This is a genomic window from Micromonospora sp. NPDC005171 (assembly GCF_040608575.1).
In the GTDB taxonomy this organism is placed as follows: Bacteria; Actinomycetota; Actinomycetes; order Mycobacteriales; family Micromonosporaceae; genus Micromonospora.
Map to the genome: position 1 here is coordinate 159985 of NZ_JBEXIM010000002.1, position 22239 is coordinate 182223.

Sequence of the window (22239 nt, forward strand, 5' to 3'; positions counted from 1 at the left end):
GAGGGAATTCATGCGAGCTAGCCAGGACCAGCTGATCAGGCCCGGCGGGCGACGCCGCGTGTTCGCGGCGGGGCTCCTCGCCGTCGCGCTGGCCTTCACCTCGGCCTGCACCGACGGCGACGGCGGAAAGCCGTCCTCGTGGCACGGCGGCGGCGAGAACCCGGCACCGAAGGCCGCGGCGACGATCAGTGAGCCGGCGGCCGACGCCAAGGACGTGCCGGCGTCCACCGGCATCACCTTCACCACGAAGGACGCCGTGGAGACCGCCGTCGAGCTGAAGGACGCCGCGGGCAAGGCTGTCGAGGGTGCCCTCGCCAAGGACGGCAAGTCGTGGCTGCCGGCCGGCGCGCTGGCGTACGGCACGAGCTACACGGCCACCGTGACCGCCAAGGGCGACGACGGACTTCCCGCCACCGCGACAAGCACCTTCACCACCATGGCCAAGCCCGGCAACCAGGTTCGGGTGAGCAGTTTCCTCGGTGACAACCAGGTGGTCGGGGTGGGCATGCCGCTGATCGTGAAGTTCAGCCGGAACATTCCGGAGGACTACCGCGACGACGTGCAGCGCCGGATGACCGTCACCTCGACCCCGGCACAGGAGGGGATCTGGCACTGGGTCAGCCCCACCGAGATCCGGTACCGGCCGAAGGAGTTCTGGAAGCCCAACAGCAAGGTCTCCTACCGGGTGCAGGCAGGCGGCCTGCCGATGGGTGCGGGTTGGTACGGCCGCGCCGACCTCTCCGTGGACGTCAAGATCGGCGCATCGGTGGTCATGACTGTCGACAACAAGACCAAGCGGATGACGGTGACCCGCAACGGCTCCGTGATCAAGACCATCCCGGTCAGCCTGGGCAAGAAGAGCACCCCGTCGTCCAGCGGCACCATGGTCGTGATCGAGAAGCTGCGCAAGACGGTCTTCGACACGTTCGAGGAGCTGGGCCCGGAGGATGGCTACCGCACCAAGATTGACTTCGCGCAGCGCCTCACCTGGGGCGGCGAGTTCATCCACGCGGCCCCCTGGTCCGAGGGTCAGCAGGGCAGCGTGAACGTGTCACACGGTTGCGTGAACGTGTCGATGGCCAACGGCGACTGGCTCTTCAAGAACACCCAGATCGGCGACCCGATCACGGTCAAGGGCACCGAGCGCAAGCTGCAGAACGGCAACGGCTGGACCGACTGGAACATGAGCTGGGACGAGTACGTCAAGGGCAGCGCCCTTCCGTACGAGCCTCCGGCCGACCCGGACGCCGCCACCCCGACCCCGGACGGGTCGGTCACCCCGTCCCCCACGCCGACCGCCTGAACCACCCGACGAAAGCCCCCTCCTCGGAGGGGGCTTTCGCGTAAGCCCCTTTCTCGTCCCACAACGACTCAGGCCCCCTCCGAGGAGGGGGCCTGAGCGGTGAAGCCAACTGGGTGACTGATGGGAATTGAACCCACGACAACCGGGACCACAACCCGGTGCTCTGCCAACTGAGCTACAGCCACCATGCCGCCGTCGCCCGGTCGATCGCTCCGGGCGGGGTGCGGACCAATAATAGCCACACCACAGCCGGGCACGTCCAGCGGGTTGCCGGTCAGCGGGGCAAGGGTCAGAGTTCGGCGGCGATGGCCTTGGCGCTCTCGACATCCGGGCCGGGCAGCGGAACGAAGACAGTGCGCCGGTAGTACTCCAACTCGCGGATGCTCTCCCGGATGTCGGCCAGCGCCCGGTGGGCGAGACCCTTCTGCGGCTGACCGAAGTACACCCGCGGGTACCAGCGGCGGCAGAGTTCCTTGATCGACGACACGTCGATCATCCGGTAGTGCAGGTGCGCGTCGAGGCGGGGCATGTCCCGGGCGATGAAGCCTCGGTCGGTGGCGATCGAGTTGCCGCACAGCGGGGCCGTCCGCGGATCCTTGACGAAGGTGCGGACGTACTCCAGGACCAGGTCCTCGGCCTCGGCGAGTGTGACCGCCGAACGACGGACCTCCTCGGTGAGGCCGGACTTGGCGTGCATGGTCTGCACGATCTCCGGCATCCCCTCCAGTGCCGCCTCGTCGGCGTGGATGACCACGTCGACACCGTCACCCAGCACGTTGAGGTCGGGATCGGTGACCAGTGCCGCAACCTCGATCAGTTTGTCCCTGCCGAGGTCCAACCCAGTCATCTCACAGTCGATCCAGACGAGGAGATCAGCCACCGGGACAGCCTACGCGCAGCCCACGCCCTGCGGCTGCGCGCTCTCGGCCGACCGGCCCGCTAGGGTTTCGGGGTGCCAGCAGAACCCGTCGCACCGCCCGCCGTCACCGAAGACGATCCCGGCGGCCGTACGGTCCGTCGCCTGGTCGCGCTGGTGGCCCTCGGCGCTGTGCTGCCAGCGCTCTACCTGCCCGGCCTCGTGCACAACTTCTTCGACCTCAAGATCTACATGTCCGCGATGGACTGGTGGCGTGTCGGTCACCCGCTCTACGACTACGTTCAACCCGACCGGGTGCAGGGCGAGTTGTACTTCACCTATCCGCCGTTCAGCGCGTTGCTGCTCTGGCCGTTCGGTCTGCTGCGGCTCGGCGCCACCGTGGCGATCTTCACGGCGCTCACCGTGCTGGCCGTTGTGCTGACCACCCGATGGCTGGTGGCGCCGGTGATCGCCCGACACGACCTGCCCCGAACGTTCACCCTGGTCGCCGCCGTTCTGCTGGTGCTGGCGGTGGAGAGCATCCGCGAGACGATCACCTTCGGCCAGATCAACATGCTGCTTGTCGTGCTGATCCTGGCCGATCTGCTGTTCGCGGTGCCACAGGCACGACGCTGGGCCGGGGTGGGCGTGGGGCTGGCGACGGCGCTCAAGCTCTTTCCGGGCATCTTCATCGTGTACCTGCTGGCCACCCGGCGGTGGCGGGCCGCGGCGGTGGCGAGCGCGACAGCCGCTGCGGCGACCCTGCTCGCGGCGGCGATCGCCCCGCGCGACTCGTGGCGGTTCTGGACGCACGAGCTGTGGACCACCGAGCGGGTGGGGCGCACCGACATCGTCGGCAACCAGTCGCTGTTCGGCCTGCTCAGCCGGTTCACCGAGCCGGACAAGCCGGACCGGCTGCTCTGGCTGCTGGTGGTCGCCGTGGTCTCCGTGTACGGGCTGTGGCGGGCCACCCGCGCGGCGCGGGCCGGCGACCCGTTGACCGGCCTGACGTTGACCGGGTTGGTCGGTTCGTTGGCAAGCCCGATCACCTGGACCCACCACATCTACTGGTTCGTGCCCGCGGTGGTGCTGCTCGCCGACGCGGCGTTGAGCGCCGACCGCCCGGACGAGGTGCGCCGGCGCCGGTGGCTGGCCGGGCTCGCACTGGGCATCACCGCCGTGACCATCTACGGCGTGGTGACGTTCCAGGCTTGGGGCGCGGGACCGGTCCGCACGCACGACCCGGTGGACTTCGTCGTGCAGAACACCTACGTGCTGCTCAGCCTGCTGCTGCTGGCGGCGTTGCCGGTGCGGTCGAGACTTAGTGCGGAAAATCGCACCAATTGGACAGACCTCCCGAGTAGCCATCATCGGCGCTAACCTGTCCTCATCTACCTCAAGCGTCGCTCGGGTAGCACCGATCCCCCGGTGAGAGTGGCCCTCCGCGTCGGCAGCGCGGAGGGCCACTCGCCGTTTCACCCCACCGCCACCGGCCGGGCCGTCAGCCGGCGGGACCACCACCGGCTTAGCCGTCACCCGGTGGGACCACCACCGGCCGGGCCGTCATTCGGCGGGACCGCCACCGGCCGGGCCGTGGGCTCGTCCGTGTCGGCCGGCGGCCAGGCGAGACTCAGCGTCACCTCCGGCGGGTGGGGCAGCCGGACCGCCTCGTCCAGGTCGGCGAGGGTGGCGGCGCGCGCGGGGCCGATCGCCGACCGGGACCGTTCCGCCGCTCCGGAGCCGACCGGGGCGAGTTGTCGCACCGGCAACGGCGGGGTCGGGTCGGGTTGCCGAGGACCCAGTCCACTCAGCGAGGTGACCCCGAGCCGGCCGGCGAGCACCGGCACCTGGTCCGGCTCGACCACGAAGATCACTTCGCGCGGGCGCACCGGTCGCAGCAGGAGCAGCACCGCGCCCACCACCAGCAGAACGCCGACGGCCAGCAGACCCCAGGTGGCCGGGCCGGTCCACCCGGCCCGCAACTCCGCGCGCAGGTCCAGGGCCAGGTCGGCACCGCCGTCGGGGCGCATCACCACCAGGCTCATCGGTTCACCGGCCAGGTCGTCCGCACTCCACTCCAACGAGCCGATCCCCTCGCGTACCCAGAAGGGTCGACCCAGAGGCGTGACCGACCCGTCGGCCGTCGGGACGCTCGGGGTGTCGACGGCCGGTCCGGCCGGATCAAGCCGGACCGGCAGCGGGCCCCGGGCCAACGCCACCCGGCGGACCGTGGCGTGTGGCACCGCCTCCAGCCAGCCACGCACCTCGGCGGTGGGCGCCAGTCCGACGAAGGCTGGCCCGTCCGTGGTGCGGGCGTCCACCCGCAGCCGGGTCTGCGCGGAACGCGCGAAGGGCGCCTCCTGTCGCAGCAACCGGTCGAGGTCGGTCACCACGACCGCGTGACCGGGCGTGCGGACCGTCTCGAAGCGGGCGGCGAAGGCTCCGCCGGGGTCGGCGTGTCGGGTCACCAGCCACAGCCCACCACCGACGAACAACGCCGGAATTCCCACGACCAACAGCAGCACACCGGCGATCACCCGCACGAACCGCATCCGCGCCGTCCCCCTTCGTAGCCAAATACCCGGCCGACCTTACCGACGTAGCCCGTCTGATCAGGGGATATCCACGGCACGGTTGGCACCGACTCCGGAAAGCGCGCTGGCCCGCCGGGTGATCCAGCGGGCCAGCGGGTGGGACAGCGGTCAGGACTTGGCGACCGGCTCCCGACGGGTACGCGCGAACGCCAGCCCGCCCAGCGCCAGGCCGGCGAGGCCAGCGACGAGACCGGCCACACCGAGGCCGACGGCGAGCCCGTTGCCGTCGTCGTCATCGTCGTCACCGGGCGAGGCGACGGCAGCGGCCGGCGTGGCGGAAACCGCCGGCGCCGCCGCGGCGGCCAGGGTGAGCACCGGCGCCGGGTGCTCCGGCTCCTCGGCGCCCGGTGCCGGCTCGTCGATCCACCGCGAGATGTTGCCGTCCGAGTAGGTCTGCAGGGTCTTGAAGACCATCGAGTCGACCTGCGGCAGCGGCCCCAACGAGACCGGGAACTCCTGGAACTGACCCGGCTTCACACCCGCGTCACCGGAGGCCGTCCAGGTGATCTTGGAAACCGCTTCGGTGAGCTGACTGCCGTGCACCTCGATCGGCGGATCCACCTTGCGCTTCTCCGTGGCGACCGTCCAGCCGGGCACCGGCATCGTCGACACCGAACCGACCGGCGCGTTCTCCGGGAGCACCACCTCGAGCTTGACGGTCGACGCGCTGTCGCTCTCGTTCGGCACCCGGAACGCCACCCGGGCGTAGCCGCCCTGGGTCGCCTCCTTCGGGTTCACCGTGACGTGCGCGGACGCTGGTCCGGCGAAGCCGAGCACAGCGGTGGCGGCGGCGGTGAACGCCAGGGCGGCAGCGGCGGTTGCGGTACGCCGGAATCGGGTCATGGGTTTCGCGAACCTCTCTAACGGATGGGCACGGTGGCGGTCACCGTGGCCTGGTCGATGTCGGTCGTTCGGGCGGTGATCTTCAGTTGCCACTCGCCTGCGGTCGGCAGGCTGATGTCGCCGTAGGCGTGACTGTCCGTCAACCGCAGCAACGGCACCTCGATCGGCTCGATCCCTGCCGAGGGCAGCGCGACGGTCGCCTTCCACTCCGCGACCAGCAGTGGCTGGTTGTCCTTGCCGTACGCGTACAGGTGCACCGAGTTGTTGCCCCGCTCGGCCGGGCTCACCTCGACCTCGACGGACAGCAGCGGGCTGGACAGCCTGGTGCTGAAGAGGCCGGCCTCGGCCCCGGCGGAGGGGCTGGCCGCGGCGGTGCGGGCGGGCGTGGTCTGCACGAGGGTGGCGGATACGGCCAGCACCACGACGGTGACGGCCAGCTCCACCAGGACCGCCCGGCGCACCGGCACCGGGCGTTGCGCCGCGACGCGGCTGCGCACCAACTGCCGGGAGTACGCGGCCACGGCGATGACCAACGCGAACAGCCCGATCTTGGCGAGCAGCAGGCGCCCGTACGTGGTGTCGAAGAGCGCCCGCGGGGTGGCCACCTCGATCAGCGCCTGGACGGTGCCGGCCAGCAGCAGCGCCGAGACGGCGAGCGCCGCCCAGCGCGACCAGATCGGCAGGATCGCCCCCAGCTCCCGCTCGTCGGCCTGGCGCAGCAGGTAGACGGCGAGCATGAGCAGACCGCCCAGCCAGACCGCCATGCTGCCCAGGTGGACCGCGTCGACCACCACCGAGACCGCCGGCGCCGGGGAGGCCGCCGGGTGCCCGGCCAGCGGCCAGGTCAGCAGGGCGGCGCCGCCGAGAATGGCCAGGATGATCGCGTCCGCGCGGCCGGCGGGCCGGGCCAGCAGCGGTCGGAGCAGGAAGACGGATGCCGCCAGCAGGCCGAGCCGGACCAGGTGCGCGGCACCGAAGGCGCTGCCGAAGACACTGCCGAACCCCTCGCCGGTGACGTCGAAGAGACCCCCACCGGCCGTGTAGGGCACCTGCAACCACAGGTCGGCGACTGTGGCGAAGGCCACCAGACCGAGGCCGGTCCAGGCCAGCCGGGTCGGCCCCCGCCGGGAGAGCCGTCGCGGCCAGAGCGCGGCGAGCACCAGCGCCGGCCCGACCAGCAGCACCAGGCCGGCGTAGCCGAGGAAGCGGGCCACCTTCACCGCCGTGCCCACCACCGGGTTGGCGCGGCTGTCCGTGCCGGAGTCGACGGGTGGCGTCGAGGGTGCGCCGACCGAGTAGGTGAACGCCCCGGAGACCGGGTGGCTGTCGGCGGAGATCACCCGAAAGCTGACCAGGTAGGTGCCGCGGGCGCCGGCCGGGTCCACCGGGATGGTCACGACCGTGCCGCTGAACGACGGTTCGCCCCGGTCGGCCCGGGAGCCGTCCGGCGCGATGACCCGGATCTTGCCGGGCACCTTGCGGACCGACTCGCTGAACGTGAGGACCACCTCGGACGGCCCGCTCGGCACGATGGATGCGGCGGCCGGACTGCTGCTCGCCAGCACCGCGTGGGCGCTGGCGGAGGTGGCTGGCGCGATCAACAAGGCGACGACGGTGACCAGGAGGCCGGCGGCTGCGGCCAGCCGGGCGGCCCAGCGGCGGGGGGCGACAGTCATGCCGGCCATGGTCGCCGATCGGTGTCCCGTTCGGCGACCCGCGGGGGGTGGGCGCGTCGGTGGTCGCACGTCATGAACTGGTAGTCGGGCCGGGGTGGGGAAAAGTTCCCGACGTGGCGCAGACCATCCAAGGGCCGAACGACCCTGACGCCCCACCGGGTGCCGCGTAACCTGGTGTGTCGTGATCCCTGTCCCGCGTGACTCCGGTGCCGCCTCCCCGGCGGAGCCGGCCGACGAGGTCGCCCGGGACCCGGCAACCGAGTGGGCGCTGACCGCCCGCGACGGTGATCCCACCGCCCAGGCGGCGTTCGTCCGGCTGACCCAGGCCGAGGTGTGGCGGTTCGCCGCCGCCCTGGTCGACCCGGACAGCGCCGACGACCTGACCCAGGAAACGTACCTGCGGGCGTTTCGGGCCCTGCCCGCGTTCGAGGGGCGCTCCAGCGCCCGCACCTGGCTGCTCGGCATCGCCCGGCGGGCCTGCGCCGACCACCTGCGCACAGTCGTCAGGCGTCGGCGACTCGACGAGCGCCTGACGGCGAACGCGTACACCGACCGACCGCACCCGGACCCGGCCGGACAGTTCGGCGCCGCCGACCTGGTCCGCCGCCTCGGTCCCGAGCGGCGGTCCGCGTTCGTGCTCACCCAACTGCTCGGCCTGTCGTACGCCGAGGCCGCCGCCGTCGAGGGGGTGCCGGTGGGCACCATCCGTTCCCGGGTCGCCCGGGCCCGTAACGACCTGGTCGAGGCGGTCGGCGACGCCCTGACCGGCTGAACCCGGAACTTCCGGCGCGGACGGGACGACAAATGAGCGTGACACCTTCCACCCGGGGCGGCCGTTGGCCAGTGGCCCGACCCTGGCTCGGCATCGCGGCCCGACTCGGCCTCGCCGCCGTCTGGCTGGTCGCCGGGGCGTCGAAGGTCAGCGACCTCGCCGCCTCAGGGCGGGCGGTGAACGCGTACCAGGTGCTGCCGTACGACGTGGCGACAGTGGTCGGCGCGGCCCTGCCCTTCGTCGAGCTGGCGTTGGGCGTGCTGCTGCTGCTCGGGCTGGCCACCCGGCTCGTCGCCGGCGTCTCCGCCGCGCTGCTGGTGGTCTTCATCGCGGGGATCACCTCGGCCTGGACGCGTGGGCTGGCCATCGACTGCGGCTGCTTCGGCAGCGGCGGGCAGCTGGCAGCGGGGCAGGCCCCCAGTTACCTCCCGGAGATCCTCCGAGACCTGGGATTCTTGGTTCTGGCCGGATTTCTGCTGATCTGGCCGCGTACGCCGGTATCGGTGGACGGGTGGTTGTCCGGCGAACCCGTTGTGGAGGACGAGGATGAGTAGTCGCAAGGGGCAGCGGGACGCCGCCCGGGTGGTCCGCGAGCAGTTGGCCCGCGAGCGGCGCCGCCGCCGCACGATCTGGGTCTCCGCCGCCGCGGTCGTCGTCCTGGTCATCGCCGGCGTCGCCGGCTGGGTCGTCTGGTCCAACCAGCGCTCCGACGACTTCACCACCCCACCCGGCGCCAACGCGGCCGGCACCGGCATCGTCACCGGCGGTGGCCCGGTCACCATCGACGTCTACGAGGACTTCCTCTGCCCGGCCTGCAAACAGTTCGAGCAGACCAGCGGGTCGACGCTCGAACAGTTGGTGGCCGAGAACAAGGCGAAAGTGGTCTACCACCCGGTCGCGTACCTCAACCGTTTCTCCACCACCGAGTACTCCACCCGCTCCTCGGCCGCCTCCGGCTGCGCCGCGGCGGGCGGCAAGTACCACGAGTACGCCAAGGCGCTCTTCGCCCAGCAACCGCCGGAGGGCAGCGCCGGGCTCACCGACGACAAGCTCATCGACATCGGCACCAGCGTGGGCCTCGACCGGGGCTCCTTCGGCACCTGCGTGAAGGACCAGACGTACCGGACGTGGACCGAACACGTCACCGACGACGCCAGCCGGAGCAACGTCACCGGCACGCCGACCGTCAAGATCAACGGTCAGCCCCTTGAGAACCCCACCCCGGACGCGCTCACCGCAGCCGTGGCGGCGGCCGGCAAGTGATCCGTACCCTGCTGGGCCGAGCCGGCCTGATCGCCGCCGCAGCTGGCCTGGTGACAGTGATCAGCGCGACGCCCGCCGCCGCGCACGGCGCGGACGCGCCGGACGGCACCGACTACCGCACCCGGGCCACCGGTGTCGCACCGGCGCGGCCAGGGCTTGAGGTACGCGTCATCGAGGCGGGCGCCCGACTGGAGCTGACCAACCGCACCGGCCGCACCATTGAGGTCATCGGCTACTCCGGCGAGCCGTACCTGCGCGTCGGCCCGGACGGAGTCTTCGAGAACAGCCACTCCCCCGCCACGTACCTGAACCGCACCATCGCCGGGGACACCGCGCTCCCCGCCGAAGCCGACCCGGCCGCCGCACCGTCCTGGCAGCGGATCGCCGACGGCAGCACCGCGCGGTGGCACGACCAACGCGCGCTGTGGCAGGAGTCGGCACCACCGGCCGCGGTACGCGCCGCACCGGACCGCGAGCACCGGGTCCGGGACTGGACCATCCCGCTGCGCGACGGCAACGACCCGGTGGTGATCGGCGGCACGCTGGACTGGGTGCCGCCACCCGACGCGTACACCTGGTGGGCGGTGACCATCGTGGGGCTGCTCGCGGTGGGCGCGCTCGGCCTGTTCGCCGCCACCGCCCCGGCCGGCGCCCGCGCGCTCTCCGCGCTGGGCGTGTTGCTGATCGTCGGCGGCGCGCTGGCCGTCGGGTACCCGGTGGGACGGGAGTTGGACGCGGGCGCTCAGGGATTGGGCGGAGTGCTGGTCGGGCTGCTGTCCGGGCAGATCTGGTCCCTGCTCACCGGCGTCGGCGCGATCGCCGCCGGTTGGTACGCGTTGAGTCGCCGCCCGGGTGCGGACTTCGTGGTCGCGCTGGCCGGGGCGTGCCTGGCGCTCTTCGCCGGAGCGGCGAACGCCGCCGTGTTCGCCCGCGCCATCGCCCCGGTGCCCTGGTCACCCGCGGTCGCCCGGGTCATGGTGGCGCTCTTCCTGATCACCGGCGCCGGCGCGACAGCCGCCGGCATCTTGCGCCTGCACGCCGCGTCCCGCACCACCGCGGCGGCACCACGGGTCGAGGCTGCCGAGAGTGGGTCTACGGCTGCGGGGTGAAGCCGTAGGGCAGTTCCAGGCGGTGTCTTGCCAGCAGGGGGGCGTCGTTGAGCAGGGTGTGGGTGGGGGCGTCGGCGACGATCCGGCCGTTGTCCAGGATCACCGAGCGCTCGCACAGCTCCGCCGCGTACGGCAGGTCGTGCGTGACCATCAGCAGGGTCACCGGCAGACCGCGCAGGATCTCGGCGAGCTCACGACGCGCCGCCGGGTCCAGGTTCGACGACGGCTCGTCGAGCACCAGGATCTCCGGGTGCATGGCGAGCACTGTGGCCACCGCCACCCGGCGGCGCTGCCCGAACGACAGGTGTTGCGGGGCCCGCTCCCGGTGCTCACTCATCCCCACCGCGGCGAGCGCCTCGTCCACCCGGGCGGCCAGCTCGGCCCCCCGCAGACCCAGGTTCGCCGGCCCGAACGCGACGTCCTCCGCCACAGTGGGCAGGAACAACTGATCGTCCGGGTCCTGGAAGACGATGCCCACCCGACGGCGTACCTCGGCCAGGATGGGCCGATCCGGTGTGACAGTCAGCCCGCCGACGCTCACGCTGCCCTCGGTCGGGGTGAGGATGCCGTTGAGGTGCAGCACCAGCGTGGTCTTGCCGGCGCCATTGGGCCCGAGCAGCGCCACCCGGTCGCCACGCGGCACGCTCAGGTCGACCCCCCGCAGGGCGACGTGCCCGTCCGGGTACGCGTAACGAACGCCCCGAACGTCCAGCGAGACAGCGGTCTGCACGACACCGATCATGACAGCACGACGGCGGTGGCGGCGATGGAGGCCGCCAGCACCGGCACGGTCGCCGCGACCAGCCACTGACCGGCGCTCGCCGCACCCTCGCCCTGCCACACGGCGGGCATCCGCCCGGTGTAACCCCGCGACAGCATCGCCAGATAGACCCGCTCGCCGCGCTCGAAGGCACGCAGGAACAACGCCCCGATCCCGGCGGCGAAGCCGCGCAACTGCCACAGGAAGCGCGGATCGTCGCCCCGGGAGATCCGGGCCACCCGCATCCGCCGCGCCTCGCCGACCAGCACGTCGAGGTAGCGCAGCATGAACGTGGCGATCTGGGTGAGCACCTGCGGGCAGTGCAGCCGGTCCAACCCCACGATCAGGTCGCGGGTGGTGGTGGTCGCGGCGAGCAGCAGCGACACGAGCACCCCCAGGGTGCCCTTCGCCAGGATGTTCCACGCGCCGTGCAGCCCGTCCTCGGACAGCCGCAGGCCCAGCACCTCGACGCGGTCGCCGCTGCCCAGGAACGGCAGGGCGACGGCGAACAGCACGAACGGCAGCTCGATCAACGCTCGGCTGAGCAACCACCGTGGCCCCACCCGGGCCAGCGCCGCCACCACCGCCACCAGCACGGCGTACGCGCCGAAGGCCCAGAACGCCTCGCGCGGAGTGGCCACCACGGCGATGGTGAAGACCACCATCGCCACGACCTTCACCTCGGGCGGGAGGCGGTGCACCGGCGAGTCCAACTCGCGGTACAGCACGTGCCCGTGACCGGCCCCCATCCGCGTACCCCCGCTCAGCTGGCCGCGTCGGCGCGGCGCCGGACGTCGCCGGACGTCACCGGGTCGCCCTCGGGCGTGGCACCGTCGGCGGGCGTCGACGCCGCGGCACCGTCGGTCGGCGTGCTGCCCCGACGGCGCAGCAGCCAGAACCCGCCGGCCCCGATCGCGAAGGTGACCAGCACCCCGAGCACCCCGGAGAGGCCGGTGGAGACGAAGCTGTTCCGCACGCCCTTCACGCCGTAGTCGGCGAGTGGACTGTCGGCCAACTCGTGGTCGCGGGCCTGCTGGGCCGGGCAACTCCCACCGACGATGTTGTCGTCGGCGTCGACGGTGCAGCCCTTGAGCAGGGAAGAGTCCAACCCGTCCGGGTGGGACGAGGCGTAGTTGCTCACCACACCGGCGAGCAGCAGTGCGACCAGCAGGCCGCCAGCCAGGAAGGCCCAGGATCGGTTCTTCATCGGACACCTCCGGCGACCGGGACGGCGGGGACGGCGGGCGCGCGCAGGGAACGCAGCGCGTACACCAGGTCGGGGCGCACCTTCGCGACGGTGAGCACCGTGGTCGCGGTGATCAGGCCCTCACCGATGCCGATCAGCAGGTGGACGCCGGCCATCGTGCCGGCCAGCCCGGCCAGGTTGCCGCCCAGGTCGGTGGTGCCCCCGAGCCAGTACTGCACGACGAAGCCCTGCGACGCGACGACCACGCTGAGCATCGCGGCGACGAAGGCGGTCACGGCCAGCCCGGCCCGCGTGCGGGGCAGCACCCGCAACAGCAGCGCGATCAGCGCGTACGCCGCGGCGGTGCCGAGCAACGCCATGTTCGTGATGTTGAGGCCGAGCATCGCCACGCCGCCGTCACCGAAGATCAGTGCCTGCACGACAAGCACCACGGCCACGCAGAGCGCGCCGACCCACGGGCCGACGAGCATGGCGGCGAGCGCGCCACCGAGCAGGTGGCCACTGACGCCGGCGGTGAAGATCGGGAAGTTGAGCATCTGGACGGCGAAGATGAACGCCGCCACCAGGCCGGCCATCGGGGCCAGCCGGTCGTCCAGGTCGCGCCGGCCGCGCAGGACGCAGGCGGTGAGCGCGGCAAGAGCGAGCGCAGCGAAGATCGCTGCCACGGGACCGTCGATGATCCCGTTCGAGATGTGCATCGCCAGTGTCTCCACGCGACCTCCAACGCGTCAGCGGGCCCGACCGGGCCGGCGTGGGTCAGCCTATTTCCCAATCATCGTTGTTGCCAGAGTCTGGCAACAACGCATGGGCTTGATCACTCCAGGCCGGTCTCCGCCGGCTCGGCTACCGAAGGTCGACTCGGCTTTCCTGATACCGGGGTGTCCGCAGCTGGTGGATGCCCCGATTTGCAGAACCACGAGTTGACCTTCACGCGCCGACGCGCCGCACCCGCCAACGGGCCCACGCGACGCAGCCGCCGACGGGCCCACGCGTCGCACCTGCCGACAGGCCCACGCGCTGACGCGCACACGCGCCGCACCCGCCGACGCGGCTCGCCGGCGGCGGCGCCCGCCGGCTCGGCGGTAGGGTCGGGCCATGACCTCGCCCGACCGCCTCTCCCCCGGTGACCCCGCGCCCGAGTTCACCCTCGCCACCGACACCGGCGACCAGCTCTCCCTCGCCGACCTACGAGGTCGCAAGGTCGTCCTGTACGCCTACCCGGCCGCGATGACCCCCGGCTGCACCAAGCAGGCCTGCGACTTCCGCGACTCGCTCGCATCACTCCAGGCCGCCGGTTACGAGGTCGTCGGCATGTCCCCGGACAAGCCGGAGAAGCTGGCGAAGTTCCGCGAACGCGACGCGATCACCTTCCCGCTGGTGTCGGACCCGGACAAGGCGGTGCTGACCGCCTACGGCGCGTACGGCGAGAAGCAGTTGTACGGCAAGACCGTCACCGGCGTGATCCGCTCGACGTTCGTGATCGACGCCGACGGCAAGGTCGAACGGGCGCTCTACAACGTCAAGGCCACCGGGCACGTCGCCAAGCTCCGCCGCGACCTCGGCCTGGACTGACCTGTCGTACCGGTTCGCTACGGTCCGTCAGTGGTTCGATACAAGTACACACCCGAGGCGCTCGCCGCAGCTGCCGCCGCCGCTCGCAACGTCACCGAGGTGATGCGGTTGCTCGGCGTACGCGTCAGCGGCGGCTCGCATGCGCACATCAGCCGGCAGCTCAAGAGGTTCGGCATCGACACGTCGCACTTCACTGGTCAAGCACACAATCGAGGCGTGCGTTGGCGTCGGATGTCCCCCACAGAGTTGCTGGTGGTGCTGCCGGCCGGTTCTCGCCGAATCCCGGGGATCCGCCTCAAACGCGCCTTGGCGACAATCGGCCTGCCCGAGACCTGCGAGGTGTGCGGCACCGGGTCAACGTGGCAGGGCGCCAGACTGACGCTGCACGTTGACCACATCAACGGCGACTTTCTCGACAACCGGCCGCGCAACCTTCGCCTGCTCTGCCCTAACTGCCACAGCCAGACCTCCACATACGCTGGTCAGCGACGGCCTGCACTCGTGGAGCCTGAGGTGGTCTACGATCCTGATGCGGTTACTCCGACCGGCTTTCCCATAGGCAGGCGACTGCCGCATCGACCGGAGTGGCCGTGGACGCTGGTGGAGTACAGCTTCAAGGGGCCGTAGCCCAACGGCAGGAGGCATGCGGTTTAGGTCCGCACCAGTGCGGGTTCGAATCCCGTCGGCCCCACATCGCCATTGAGTGACGACGGATCCTGGCTCGGCCAGAGCCAGGATCGGTTGTCGGGCGCGTCACTGTCGCGGGTCACGGGCCTGGTCGTCGGGTCAGGATGGCGAGCGTGAGTCCGCGCTTCTTCCTCGACCCCGACCTGACCCCGCAGCTGCGTGCCGAGATCGTCGACCTCTGGGTCGACGTCAGCAACGCCGGCGGCGCGGTCGGCTTCGTGCCACCGGTCACCGCAGCCGACGTGCACGTGATCGCCGATCCGACCTTCGCCGGTATCGCCGACGGACCGGACCGGCTGCTGGTCGCCTACTCCGGGGACCGGCTGGGGGCCATGTTGATCTTCAGTGACAACCGGTTCCCGCTCAAGGCGCACTGGTGTCTGGTGAAGCGGGTGATGGTCCACCCGGACACCCAGGGCACCGGCTTCGGGTCGGCGCTGATGGTGGAGGCTGCCCGGCTGGGCAGGGCGTTCGGCCACGAGGCGTTGCACGTCACGGTGCGTGACGGGCTGGGGTTGGACAAGTTCTACGGTCGCCTCGGGTACCGGGAGATCGGCCGGCTGCCGGGCGCGTTGCGGGTGGCCCCCGATGACGACCGGGACGAGATTCTGATGTGGCTCGATCTGACGGTGGCGGACTGAGCGGCTCGATCTGACGGTGGCCTACTGAGCGGTCAGCCCGCGCACCACCGTGCGTTCGCCCGGGCCGAGCTGGTGGTCGGCGGGTCGGTGGCCGGCGCGCTGGTCCTCGCCACCTCTACCGGGCGACGAGTTGGCGTGACGGTGGGTCGGTTGCCCGGTGGCCGGGTCGACGCGGACGGCCGTCGAGTGCCCGCCCCGGCGCCCGGTGCGTACATCCGGACGGTGCTGTTCTGCACCTGACCCGGCGCCATCCGAATGCCTCCGACGGTGGCCCGGTTGCCGTACACGTCGGTGACCCGGACGTTGAACGGGCCCGGCCCGGCACCGGAGGCGATCAGCCAGTAGTTGTAGTCCTGCCGGGCGGCCGACTGCCAGGGGTCGCTGTCACGCTGCCGGACCTCGACGGACCGCAACGGGTTGCCGTGATTGCCGATGCGGACGGCGAACCACCACTGCGACGCGCCCTCCTTGATCCGGAAGGTGAGTGGGCCGGGCAGCGGCGGGTTGACCACCGCGCGGTAGGTGACCGGGACGAGGCCCTGGACCGGGTCGGCGATCCGGGCGAATGCCTCTCGGGACAGGTCGAGGTGGCCGGGCTCGCACTCCGGGCACTGGTCCATGATGAGCACCCGGACGGTGCCCTTCGGGCCGACGACGTCGAGGAATCCGCCGCAGGCGGCACCGGCGGAGTATTCCGTCGGACCGAGCGCGACGTAGAGCCGGTTGGGCGGGGCAGCCGGGTTCGAGCAGTTGCCGCCGGCGCCCTTGGAGTCGTAGAAGGTGGCCTTGCCGGTGTGTGTGGCGTTGCCGGTGGGCGGCGCGCCGGCGAGCGTCCGACCGGCGGCGCAGGCCGGGGTGGAGCCGGAGCGCAGGGTGAGGGTGAGCCCGAGCGTCGCCGCGAGGACTGTGACGCCGGTGGCGACCAGCCAGGGCTTGGCGCCGGACGGCGGCGCGGGCCGGTCCTCCGGAGGATGGTCCAGGTCGATGTTGATGTCGACAGCGCTTCCGTCCGTCACGACGGCGATGCTGCCGGACCCGGACGCGTACCGACAAGCGGGCTAAGCCAAAGCTAAGACAGCATCGACGGACGGTGACCGCTGGGTGCTAATTGCCTGTCGGTGGAGCGGTCAGGGCGCGATGACGATCGGGGCGTCCACGGCCAGGGGGCCACTGTCGAGCGGCACCAGGTTCAGTCCGAAGAGGAGTTTCTGCTTGACGTTGCGGTGCCGTCCGAGGGTGCGCAGTGGCTCCTTCGTGCGTACCCCGGTTTCCTGGTCGGTGGTGGTCACCACGCAGCGGTCGCACGGCCCGGCGGCCCGGAACAGCCGGTCTCCGATGCGTAGCGACCGACCGGCCCAGCCGTCCTCGGCCCAGGCCGGCGCACCGCTGACCACCAGGTTGGGTCGGAACCGGGTCATCGGCACCGGCTCCTCCCCGACTTCGGCCAACCAGTCGTTGAGGCCGTCGAGGGAGGCGGCGTTGGCCAACAGCACCGGGTAGGCGTCGGCGAAAGTGACCTGGTCACCGGTGTCGTGTTCGCGGGTCCCGGCGGCCAGGTGGCGAGTTGGCTGGGCCAGCCAGACCAGCCGGACCGGTCGGCCGAGCAGGGCGCCGAGCCAGTCGTCGGCCGCTGGGCCGGCCGGCAGCGCGGGCACCGGGAACGTGCGGCTGCGGAAGGTTCGCACTGCGACCGGTTCACCGCCGGCCGGCTCCGGCACGTCGAGGTCGGGTTGCCCGTCGGCGCGCAGCGTGAGACCCCCGGGGCGCACTGCGGCGTGCAGGCCGACGAGCCGGGTCGTTTCCCGCTGTGTGACGCCGACGCCGTCGGCGTCCACGACCATCCAGCGCCGGTCGCCGGCCAGGCCCCACTGGTGCACGAACGCGCCGTCGTGGTTGAGCCGGTGACAACCCTTGACGGGGTACGTGTGAATCGAGGTCAGCCGCACCCGGCTACCATGCCACGCCGATCCCGTCGCCCGGGTACCAGTGGTTGGCCGGGCTCTCCCGGTAGGCGAGGAACCGCCGGCCGGTGCGTTCGGCGTGCTCGGCGAGCACGTTGGTGCTTGTGACGTTGTCGGTCAGCAGGATCGCGCCGGGGGCCAGCTTGGGCTGCACGGCGTCGAACTCGCGCTTCTCGTGGGCACGACTGTGGTCGCTGTCGTGCAGGAACAGGTCGACCGGGCGGTCCAGCGCCCCGATCGAGGCGATGGAGTCGCCGATCACCAGGTCGACGACCTCCGACCATGGTGCGACCTGGGCGAGGTAGCCGGCCTCCGGGTTGATGTCCAGCGAGGTGACCCGGCCCGGGTGCCCCTCCTGCGCGTTGCGCAGCAGGGCGGACGCGAGGACACAGGTGCCCAACCCCTTGTCCACGCCGGTTTCCACCACGTGCGCGGGGTGGGTGGCTCGGACGATCGCGTACCAGCCGACGCGTCGGGCGTAGCGGACCTTCTTGTCGGCGAGGCCACGGCGGGCTGCTGTGGCGCTGGCCTGCTCGATGTGGTGGCGCAGCACGTCGTCGGACTCGATTTCGGCGACGTAGCCACGGGCCCGCTGGACCGGGATGTCGCAGACGACGCTGACGAACCAGGTCAGGTGGTGGCGGCTGAGCGTGGTCAGTTCGTAGGTGTAGTTGTGATGCTCACGGGAGGTGACCAGCCACCGGGCCGAGGCGCGCAGCACCTTGGCGTCGTGGCGGGCGACCCGGGCGAGCCGCTTGGGGAATGCGGCGACCGGTGCGAGTGGGGTACGAGCGATGGCTCGGCGCAGCTGCGTGGCGTCCACCGCTGCTTCATATCAGGTTCAGGCATTCGTTCGTGGAAAAAGCCTTTTGGCCAGGATGTACAGCCGAATGGGCCGGACGGGGGTACATGTCTGTAACCCGAAATCAGTAGCATCGCGGCATGCAGTATCGCCAGGAGTACGTGGAACCCCAGACCCAGTTCTTTGACCCGCAGTCGCAGCCTGAGCCGACTGAGGCGCCCCGATCGCGGCGTCGCCGCCCCCGGTGGCAGAAGGTCGCCCTGATCACCTTTCTGGTGATGGCGTTGCTCGGCGGTGGTGGTCTCATCGCAGGCGGGCTCTACTTCCGCTCGATCAATTCCGGGATCGACCGGGTCGACGCGTTCGCTGACGTACCCGAAGAGGGTCGTCCGCAGGCGGCGGCCAAGGGCGCTCTCAACATGCTGATTCTGGGCAGTGACTCCCGTGATCCGGAGGGCACGACCGGCTCGCGTACCGACAGCATCATCCTGGCCCACATCCCGAAGGACCGATCCAGCGCTCAGCTCGTCTCGATCCCCCGCGACACCTGGGTGCCGGTGCCGCGTTCCAAGGACGGCAACAACGGCGGCCGGGATGCCAAGATCAACGCAGCCTACGCCTGGGGTGGCGTGCCGTTGATGGTGCAGACAGTGGAGAAGTTCACCGACGTCCGGATCGATCACGTCATGATCATTGACTTTGCCGGATTCGTCGAGATCATCGACGCACTGGGTGGTGTCGATATCGACGCGGAGAAGTCATTCACCTCGATCCACCCGCCGTTCCGCAACTTCAAGCAGGGCGTGCAACGGATGGACGGCGAGGCTGCGCTGGACTACTCGCGGCAGCGTAAGCAGTTCGCCGACGGCGACTTCGCCCGCATCCGACACCAGCAGCAGGTCATCAGGGCAATCATGGACAAGGCGGCCTCCGGCGGCATCCTCACCAACCCGAGCCGGCTCAACTCGTTCGTCAAGGCCTCATCCAGCGCGGTCTCGGTGGACGAGAAGATGTCCCTGCTGGACATGGCGACCGACCTGCGCAACCTCCGCGGTGGCAACATGACCTTCCTGACCAGCCCGACGAAGGGCACCGGCCGGGTCGGCAGCGAGAGCGTGGTCTTCGCCAACACCGAGAAGGCCAAGTCGTTCTACGGCGCGGTCCGACGCGACGCAGTGCCGGAGATTCTGGCCGCCGGGAAGTAGGGCATCCAATTGTCCATCCGGCTCTGGCGGCGCAGCTGAGCGGCTCATATCCTGCGATCGCCCGAAGGCGCGACATGTACGGCCAAGGGTAGTCACGGGGAGGAATCGATCATGTCACGCCATTCGGCGGTCAGTTATTCGAGCACGCCTGACGGAGCCGCGCAGCAGCCGCTGCTGCCGCAGCAAAAGGCGGCGTCACAACAGGCGGCTCCACAACGGGCGGCAGCAGAGGACGAGCCGGCGCACGACATGCCAACTGTCGCCGCGATGCCGCGCGTCGAACGGCCCGACCCGGCGGTCAAGGCAGCGATGGTCCCCGGTCTCGACACGACTGCGGTGCTGCCCTACGCCAGCTCCAGGGCCTCGACCGGCACTCGTTTCCTGCGCGCCTGGATGATGACGGCCCCCGTCGATGTCGTGGCGCTGCTGACTCCGCTGCTGCTGACCCAGAACTACTGGCGCGGGACGCTGGCAAACGCCGCCCTCACGGTGGCGATCTTCGCGGCGGGTGGGCTCTACCGTGCCCGCCGGCACGTCAGCATCCTCGACGAACTGCCGATCCTCTCCGGGCGTCTGCTGGCTTCGGCCGCGGTGGTGGCCATCATCGCGGCCGAGCGGCACGCCTCGGTGGAGTACGTGACCAGCTTCATGCGCGGCGTCGCGCTCTCGGCGGCGTTGGTGATCGCTGGTCGTGCGATCAGCCGGAAGTTCACAATCGTGGCGCGGCGGCGACGGTGGGTGGAGCACAACGCCATCATCATCGGCAGCGGTCCGATCGGCGTGGAGCTGGCCCGGCTGCTGAGGCGCTACCCCCAGTACGGTCTGCGCTTCGTCGGTTGCGTCGACGCGGCGTCCCGTCAGGACTCCGGTGCGGTTCCGCTGCTCGGCACCCTCGACAACGTCGAACAACTGGTCCGGCTGCTGAACTGCGACGTCCTGGTCATCGCCGACCCGGACTGCACGGAGTCCACCCTGATCGCGACACTGCTCCAGCCCAACACCTCGCGCTGTGACCTCTGGGTGGTGCCGAGGCTGTGGGGGTCCCGGTCCCAGGCCGGATACCCCGACCACATCGGTGCCATCCCGATCGCCAAGATCGGCGACACCACCCTGTCCGGGCCGCGCTGGGCCATCAAGCGGGCCTCCGACGTCCTCGTCGCCACGCTGGCGCTCATCCTGCTGAGCCCGGTGCTGCTGCTCTGCGCCATCGCCACGTTCATCGACGGTGGTCGCGGCATCTTCTTCTACCAGGAGCGGATCGGCCGGTACGGCAAGCCATTCAACGTCATCAAGTTCCGGTCGATGCGCCCGGTGGACGAGCAGGAGTCACAGACCAACTGGTCCATCGCGCACGACCGGCGGGTCGGCCCGATCGGGCGGTTCATGCGCCGCACGTCCCTGGACGAGCTGCCGCAGCTGTGGAACATCGTGCGCGGTGAGATGAGCGTGGTCGGGCCCCGACCGGAGCGGCCGCACTTCGTGGAGAAGTTCTCGGCCGAGTACCCGAACTACGCCATGCGCCACCGGGTGCCCGTCGGCCTCACCGGGCTCGCGCAGGTCAGTGGCCTCCGCGGCGACACCCCAATCTCCGACCGGGCGAGGTTCGACAACTACTACATCGAGAACTGGTCGCTCTGGCTCGACGTCAAGGTGGTGCTCCGGACGGTCGCGGAGGTCTTCCGCGGTGGTGGTCGCTGACGGTCACGGCCGGCCGGCCGTGACCGTCAGTTGCTGACGAGGAACGGCAGCATCTTCGGCTGGTACCCGCCGCCGACGTAGCGCGCCGGATCGGCCTGCAACACCGAGGCCAGCAGCGTGCCGACGACGTCGCGGAAATCCGTCGTCGCCTTGAGGTCACCGTCGTCCAGGTCGGTCAGGCTCGGCTGCTCCCCGTAGAGCCCGCCGGCGACCTGGGAACCCAGCACGAGGACAGGGCCGGCGGTTCCGTGGTCGGTGCCGTCAGAGGCATTCGCCCGGACCCGCCGGCCGAACTCGCTGTAGACGACAGTGGTGACCTGTCGACCCGCCTCGGTGCGCGACAGCCGGCCAGCGAAGCTGGTCAGCGCCTGGTCGAGCTGACGCAGCAGGAACTCGTGGCCGAGCCGCTCCGAGGCGTGCGTGTCGAAGCCACCAAGGCTCACCGAATAGACCCGGGTAGGGACCCCGGCCTCGACACATTGCGCCACCCGCGACAGCTGCGCGGAGAGGACGTTCGACCCACCCGTACTCGTGGCGGGGCTTTCCGGTTGGACGGTGACCTCCGGCGCGGCGCTGGCGGCTTCGGCATCCCGGATGAGCTGGTCGATGTTGATGAGGTTGGCGTACGCGTCAGCGGCCCTCGCCTGCAGCTCCGACTCGTTCGGCTCCCTGCGCCCCAGCACGCCGATCATGTCGGCGGTGACTCCGGGCGGCAGCTTGAGGCCACCGATGCTCACGCAGGCCCCGGTACGGGTCTCTCCGGCGAGGAGGGGCGGGAGCATGGGCTCGAAGCTGACCGCGGCCTCGGGCGCGGCCTTGGTGCCGTCCAACCATCGACCCACCCACCCGGAGCTGGTCGGGCCGCTGGGCGAAGCGGTCTGCCAGATGTCCATGGAGCGGAAGTGACTGCGATCCGGTTTCGGATAGCCGGCTCCGAGGACGACCGCCAACCGTTGCTCGCCCCACAACGAACTCAAGCCCTTGAGCATCGGGTTCAACCCCAGCGCGCCGTCGAGGCGAAGCACCCGCTCCGGTTCGTAGGCCAGCTCGGGCCGGGCCGCGTAGTAGGCCGAGTTCGCGTACGGGACGATCGTGTTGAGGCCGTCGTTGCCGCCGTAGAGCGTGACGATGACCAGCTTGGACGTCTTCCGGTGGTCTTCGCGGCCGGACGCCTCACTGGCGGTCCGCAGCAGACCTCCCAGGCTCAATTTTGCCGCACCGGCGACGAGGGCGCTGCCGCCGGCAACGCCCGAGGCCAGCAGGAATCTACGCCGGGTCACTGCATCCATG

General features: G+C 70.7%; 22 protein-coding genes, 2 tRNA genes and 1 pseudogene. 12 read left to right on the plus strand and 13 right to left on the minus strand.

The window, feature by feature from the left end; translation table 11 throughout:
- The first annotated feature begins 10 nt into the window (after window positions 1-10).
- Complete coding sequence (locus ABZU74_RS04670; RefSeq protein WP_355418518.1) at window positions 11-1303, plus strand: Ig-like domain-containing protein; 1293 nt, start codon at window positions 11-13, stop codon at window positions 1301-1303.
- Window positions 1304-1415: 112 nt separating this feature from the next.
- Here ABZU74_RS04670 and ABZU74_RS04675 read toward each other — a convergent pair.
- Both ABZU74_RS04675 and orn read right to left on the minus strand, forming a co-directional pair.
- A tRNA-His gene (locus tag ABZU74_RS04675) sits at window positions 1416-1488 on the minus strand.
- 104 nt (window positions 1489-1592) lie between these two features.
- Entirely contained in the window at window positions 1593-2183 is a 591-nt protein-coding gene (gene orn / locus ABZU74_RS04680) for an oligoribonuclease (RefSeq protein WP_355418520.1), read from the minus strand.
- A 72-nt stretch (window positions 2184-2255) separates the two neighbouring features.
- On the opposite strand from orn, the gene ABZU74_RS04685 reads away from it, so the two are divergent.
- The gene (locus ABZU74_RS04685) at window positions 2256-3539 is read left to right on the plus strand and encodes a glycosyltransferase 87 family protein (RefSeq protein ID WP_355418522.1); all 1284 of its coding nucleotides are present in this window, start codon (window positions 2256-2258) and stop codon (window positions 3537-3539) included.
- A 416-nt stretch (window positions 3540-3955) separates the two neighbouring features.
- On the opposite strand, the pseudogene ABZU74_RS04690 reads toward ABZU74_RS04685, so the two are convergent.
- The 3 genes and pseudogenes from ABZU74_RS04690 to ABZU74_RS04700 all read right to left on the minus strand — a co-directional run.
- Window positions 3956-4174, minus strand: a pseudogene (locus ABZU74_RS04690) (hypothetical protein); the annotation flags it as partial.
- Between the two features lie 687 nt (window positions 4175-4861).
- A complete protein-coding gene (locus ABZU74_RS04695) occupies window positions 4862-5596 on the minus strand; it encodes a YcnI family protein (RefSeq protein ID WP_355418524.1) in 735 nt (244 codons plus the stop codon).
- Between the two features lie 17 nt (window positions 5597-5613).
- Window positions 5614-7281, minus strand: coding sequence for a copper resistance protein CopC (locus ABZU74_RS04700; protein ID WP_355418526.1), 1668 nt, complete (start codon window positions 7279-7281; stop codon window positions 5614-5616).
- Window positions 7282-7453: 172 nt separating this feature from the next.
- On the opposite strand from ABZU74_RS04700, the gene ABZU74_RS04705 reads away from it, so the two are divergent.
- The 4 genes from ABZU74_RS04705 to ABZU74_RS04720 are packed head-to-tail and all read left to right on the plus strand — an operon-like array spanning window position 7454 to window position 10416.
- Window positions 7454-8044 (plus strand): sigma-70 family RNA polymerase sigma factor, encoded by a 591-nt coding sequence (locus ABZU74_RS04705; protein ID WP_355418528.1) that lies wholly within the window; start codon window positions 7454-7456, stop codon window positions 8042-8044.
- Between the two features lie 32 nt (window positions 8045-8076).
- Window positions 8077-8598: a MauE/DoxX family redox-associated membrane protein gene (locus ABZU74_RS04710; protein WP_355418530.1), complete on the plus strand. Its 522-nt coding sequence runs from the start codon at window positions 8077-8079 to the stop codon at window positions 8596-8598.
- On the plus strand, window positions 8591-9307 hold the full coding sequence (locus ABZU74_RS04715; protein ID WP_355418532.1) for a thioredoxin domain-containing protein: 717 nt from the start codon (window positions 8591-8593) through the stop codon (window positions 9305-9307). The genes ABZU74_RS04710 and ABZU74_RS04715 overlap by 8 nt, the downstream gene beginning before the upstream one ends.
- Window positions 9304-10416 (plus strand): hypothetical protein, encoded by a 1113-nt coding sequence (locus ABZU74_RS04720; RefSeq protein WP_355418534.1) that lies wholly within the window; start codon window positions 9304-9306, stop codon window positions 10414-10416. Before ABZU74_RS04715 ends, ABZU74_RS04720 begins: the two co-directional genes overlap by 4 nt.
- On the opposite strand, the gene ABZU74_RS04725 is transcribed toward ABZU74_RS04720, so the two are convergent.
- The 4 genes from ABZU74_RS04725 to ABZU74_RS04740 are packed head-to-tail and all read right to left on the minus strand — an operon-like array spanning window position 10400 to window position 13096.
- Window positions 10400-11158, minus strand: a complete 759-nt coding sequence (locus ABZU74_RS04725; RefSeq protein ID WP_355418536.1) for an ABC transporter ATP-binding protein — start codon at window positions 11156-11158, stop codon at window positions 10400-10402. The two genes, ABZU74_RS04720 and ABZU74_RS04725, sit on opposite strands and share 17 nt — an antisense overlap.
- A complete protein-coding gene (gene cbiQ, locus ABZU74_RS04730; protein ID WP_355418538.1) occupies window positions 11155-11925 on the minus strand; it encodes a cobalt ECF transporter T component CbiQ in 771 nt (256 codons plus the stop codon). Before cbiQ ends, ABZU74_RS04725 begins: the two co-directional genes overlap by 4 nt.
- A gap of 14 nt (window positions 11926-11939) precedes the next feature.
- A complete protein-coding gene (locus tag ABZU74_RS04735) occupies window positions 11940-12383 on the minus strand; it encodes a PDGLE domain-containing protein (RefSeq protein WP_355418540.1) in 444 nt (147 codons plus the stop codon).
- Window positions 12380-13096, minus strand: a complete 717-nt coding sequence (locus ABZU74_RS04740) for an energy-coupling factor ABC transporter permease (RefSeq protein ID WP_355418542.1) — start codon at window positions 13094-13096, stop codon at window positions 12380-12382. The genes ABZU74_RS04735 and ABZU74_RS04740 overlap by 4 nt, the downstream gene beginning before the upstream one ends.
- A 382-nt stretch (window positions 13097-13478) precedes the next feature.
- Between ABZU74_RS04740 and bcp the strand changes: the two genes are divergently transcribed.
- From bcp to ABZU74_RS04760, 4 genes are all read left to right on the plus strand, one after another.
- Complete coding sequence (gene bcp, locus ABZU74_RS04745; protein ID WP_355418544.1) at window positions 13479-13955, plus strand: thioredoxin-dependent thiol peroxidase; 477 nt, start codon at window positions 13479-13481, stop codon at window positions 13953-13955.
- Window positions 13956-13985: 30 nt separating this feature from the next.
- Entirely contained in the window at window positions 13986-14582 is a 597-nt protein-coding gene (locus tag ABZU74_RS04750; protein WP_355418546.1) for an HNH endonuclease, read from the plus strand.
- Window positions 14573-14646 (plus strand) — tRNA-Leu (locus ABZU74_RS04755). Before ABZU74_RS04750 ends, ABZU74_RS04755 begins: the two co-directional genes overlap by 10 nt.
- Before the next feature lie 109 nt (window positions 14647-14755).
- A complete protein-coding gene (locus tag ABZU74_RS04760) occupies window positions 14756-15283 on the plus strand; it encodes a GNAT family N-acetyltransferase (RefSeq protein WP_355418547.1) in 528 nt (175 codons plus the stop codon).
- Between the two features lie 32 nt (window positions 15284-15315).
- On the opposite strand, the gene ABZU74_RS04765 is transcribed toward ABZU74_RS04760, so the two are convergent.
- The 3 genes from ABZU74_RS04765 to ABZU74_RS04775 form a co-directional block, all read right to left on the minus strand.
- Window positions 15316-16299, minus strand: coding sequence for an expansin EXLX1 family cellulose-binding protein (locus tag ABZU74_RS04765; RefSeq protein ID WP_355418549.1), 984 nt, complete (start codon window positions 16297-16299; stop codon window positions 15316-15318).
- Window positions 16300-16410: 111 nt separating this feature from the next.
- Window positions 16411-17229: an MOSC N-terminal beta barrel domain-containing protein gene (locus ABZU74_RS04770; protein ID WP_355418551.1), complete on the minus strand. Its 819-nt coding sequence runs from the start codon at window positions 17227-17229 to the stop codon at window positions 16411-16413.
- Window positions 17230-17233: 4 nt separating this feature from the next.
- Window positions 17234-18067: a class I SAM-dependent methyltransferase gene (locus tag ABZU74_RS04775; RefSeq protein ID WP_355418553.1), complete on the minus strand. Its 834-nt coding sequence runs from the start codon at window positions 18065-18067 to the stop codon at window positions 17234-17236.
- A gap of 257 nt (window positions 18068-18324) precedes the next feature.
- Between ABZU74_RS04775 and ABZU74_RS04780 the strand changes: the two genes are divergently transcribed.
- Entirely contained in the window at window positions 18325-19251 is a 927-nt protein-coding gene (locus ABZU74_RS04780; protein WP_355419131.1) for an LCP family protein, read from the plus strand.
- A gap of 267 nt (window positions 19252-19518) precedes the next feature.
- Window positions 19519-20949, plus strand: a complete 1431-nt coding sequence (locus ABZU74_RS04785; RefSeq protein WP_355418555.1) for a sugar transferase — start codon at window positions 19519-19521, stop codon at window positions 20947-20949.
- Between the two features lie 26 nt (window positions 20950-20975).
- Here the strand turns inward: ABZU74_RS04785 and ABZU74_RS04790 are convergent, their stop codons facing one another.
- Entirely contained in the window at window positions 20976-22238 is a 1263-nt protein-coding gene (locus tag ABZU74_RS04790) for a DUF1501 domain-containing protein (RefSeq protein ID WP_355418557.1), read from the minus strand.
- Window position 22239 lies beyond the last annotated feature (1 nt).

What these genes read in the sequence shown, in the direction of transcription:
- ABZU74_RS04670 (WP_355418518.1), top strand. Translation starts at nt 11, where the DNA reads ATGCGAGCTAGCCAGGACCAGCTGATCAGGCCCGGCGGGCGACGCCGC.
- ABZU74_RS04780 (WP_355419131.1), top strand. Translation starts at nt 18,325, where the DNA reads ATGGCGTTGCTCGGCGGTGGTGGTCTCATCGCAGGCGGGCTCTACTTC.
- ABZU74_RS04725 (WP_355418536.1), bottom strand. Translation starts at nt 11,158, where the DNA reads ATGATCGGTGTCGTGCAGACCGCTGTCTCGCTGGACGTTCGGGGCGTT.
- cbiQ (WP_355418538.1), bottom strand. Translation starts at nt 11,925, where the DNA reads ATGGGGGCCGGTCACGGGCACGTGCTGTACCGCGAGTTGGACTCGCCG.
- ABZU74_RS04700 (WP_355418526.1), bottom strand. Translation starts at nt 7,281, where the DNA reads ATGGCCGGCATGACTGTCGCCCCCCGCCGCTGGGCCGCCCGGCTGGCC.
- ABZU74_RS04715 (WP_355418532.1), top strand. Translation starts at nt 8,591, where the DNA reads ATGAGTAGTCGCAAGGGGCAGCGGGACGCCGCCCGGGTGGTCCGCGAG.
- ABZU74_RS04785 (WP_355418555.1), top strand. Translation starts at nt 19,519, where the DNA reads ATGCCGCGCGTCGAACGGCCCGACCCGGCGGTCAAGGCAGCGATGGTC.
- ABZU74_RS04790 (WP_355418557.1), bottom strand. Translation starts at nt 22,238, where the DNA reads ATGGATGCAGTGACCCGGCGTAGATTCCTGCTGGCCTCGGGCGTTGCC.
- ABZU74_RS04710 (WP_355418530.1), top strand. Translation starts at nt 8,077, where the DNA reads ATGAGCGTGACACCTTCCACCCGGGGCGGCCGTTGGCCAGTGGCCCGA.
- ABZU74_RS04695 (WP_355418524.1), bottom strand. Translation starts at nt 5,596, where the DNA reads ATGACCCGATTCCGGCGTACCGCAACCGCCGCTGCCGCCCTGGCGTTC.
- bcp (WP_355418544.1), top strand. Translation starts at nt 13,479, where the DNA reads ATGACCTCGCCCGACCGCCTCTCCCCCGGTGACCCCGCGCCCGAGTTC.
- ABZU74_RS04735 (WP_355418540.1), bottom strand. Translation starts at nt 12,383, where the DNA reads ATGAAGAACCGATCCTGGGCCTTCCTGGCTGGCGGCCTGCTGGTCGCA.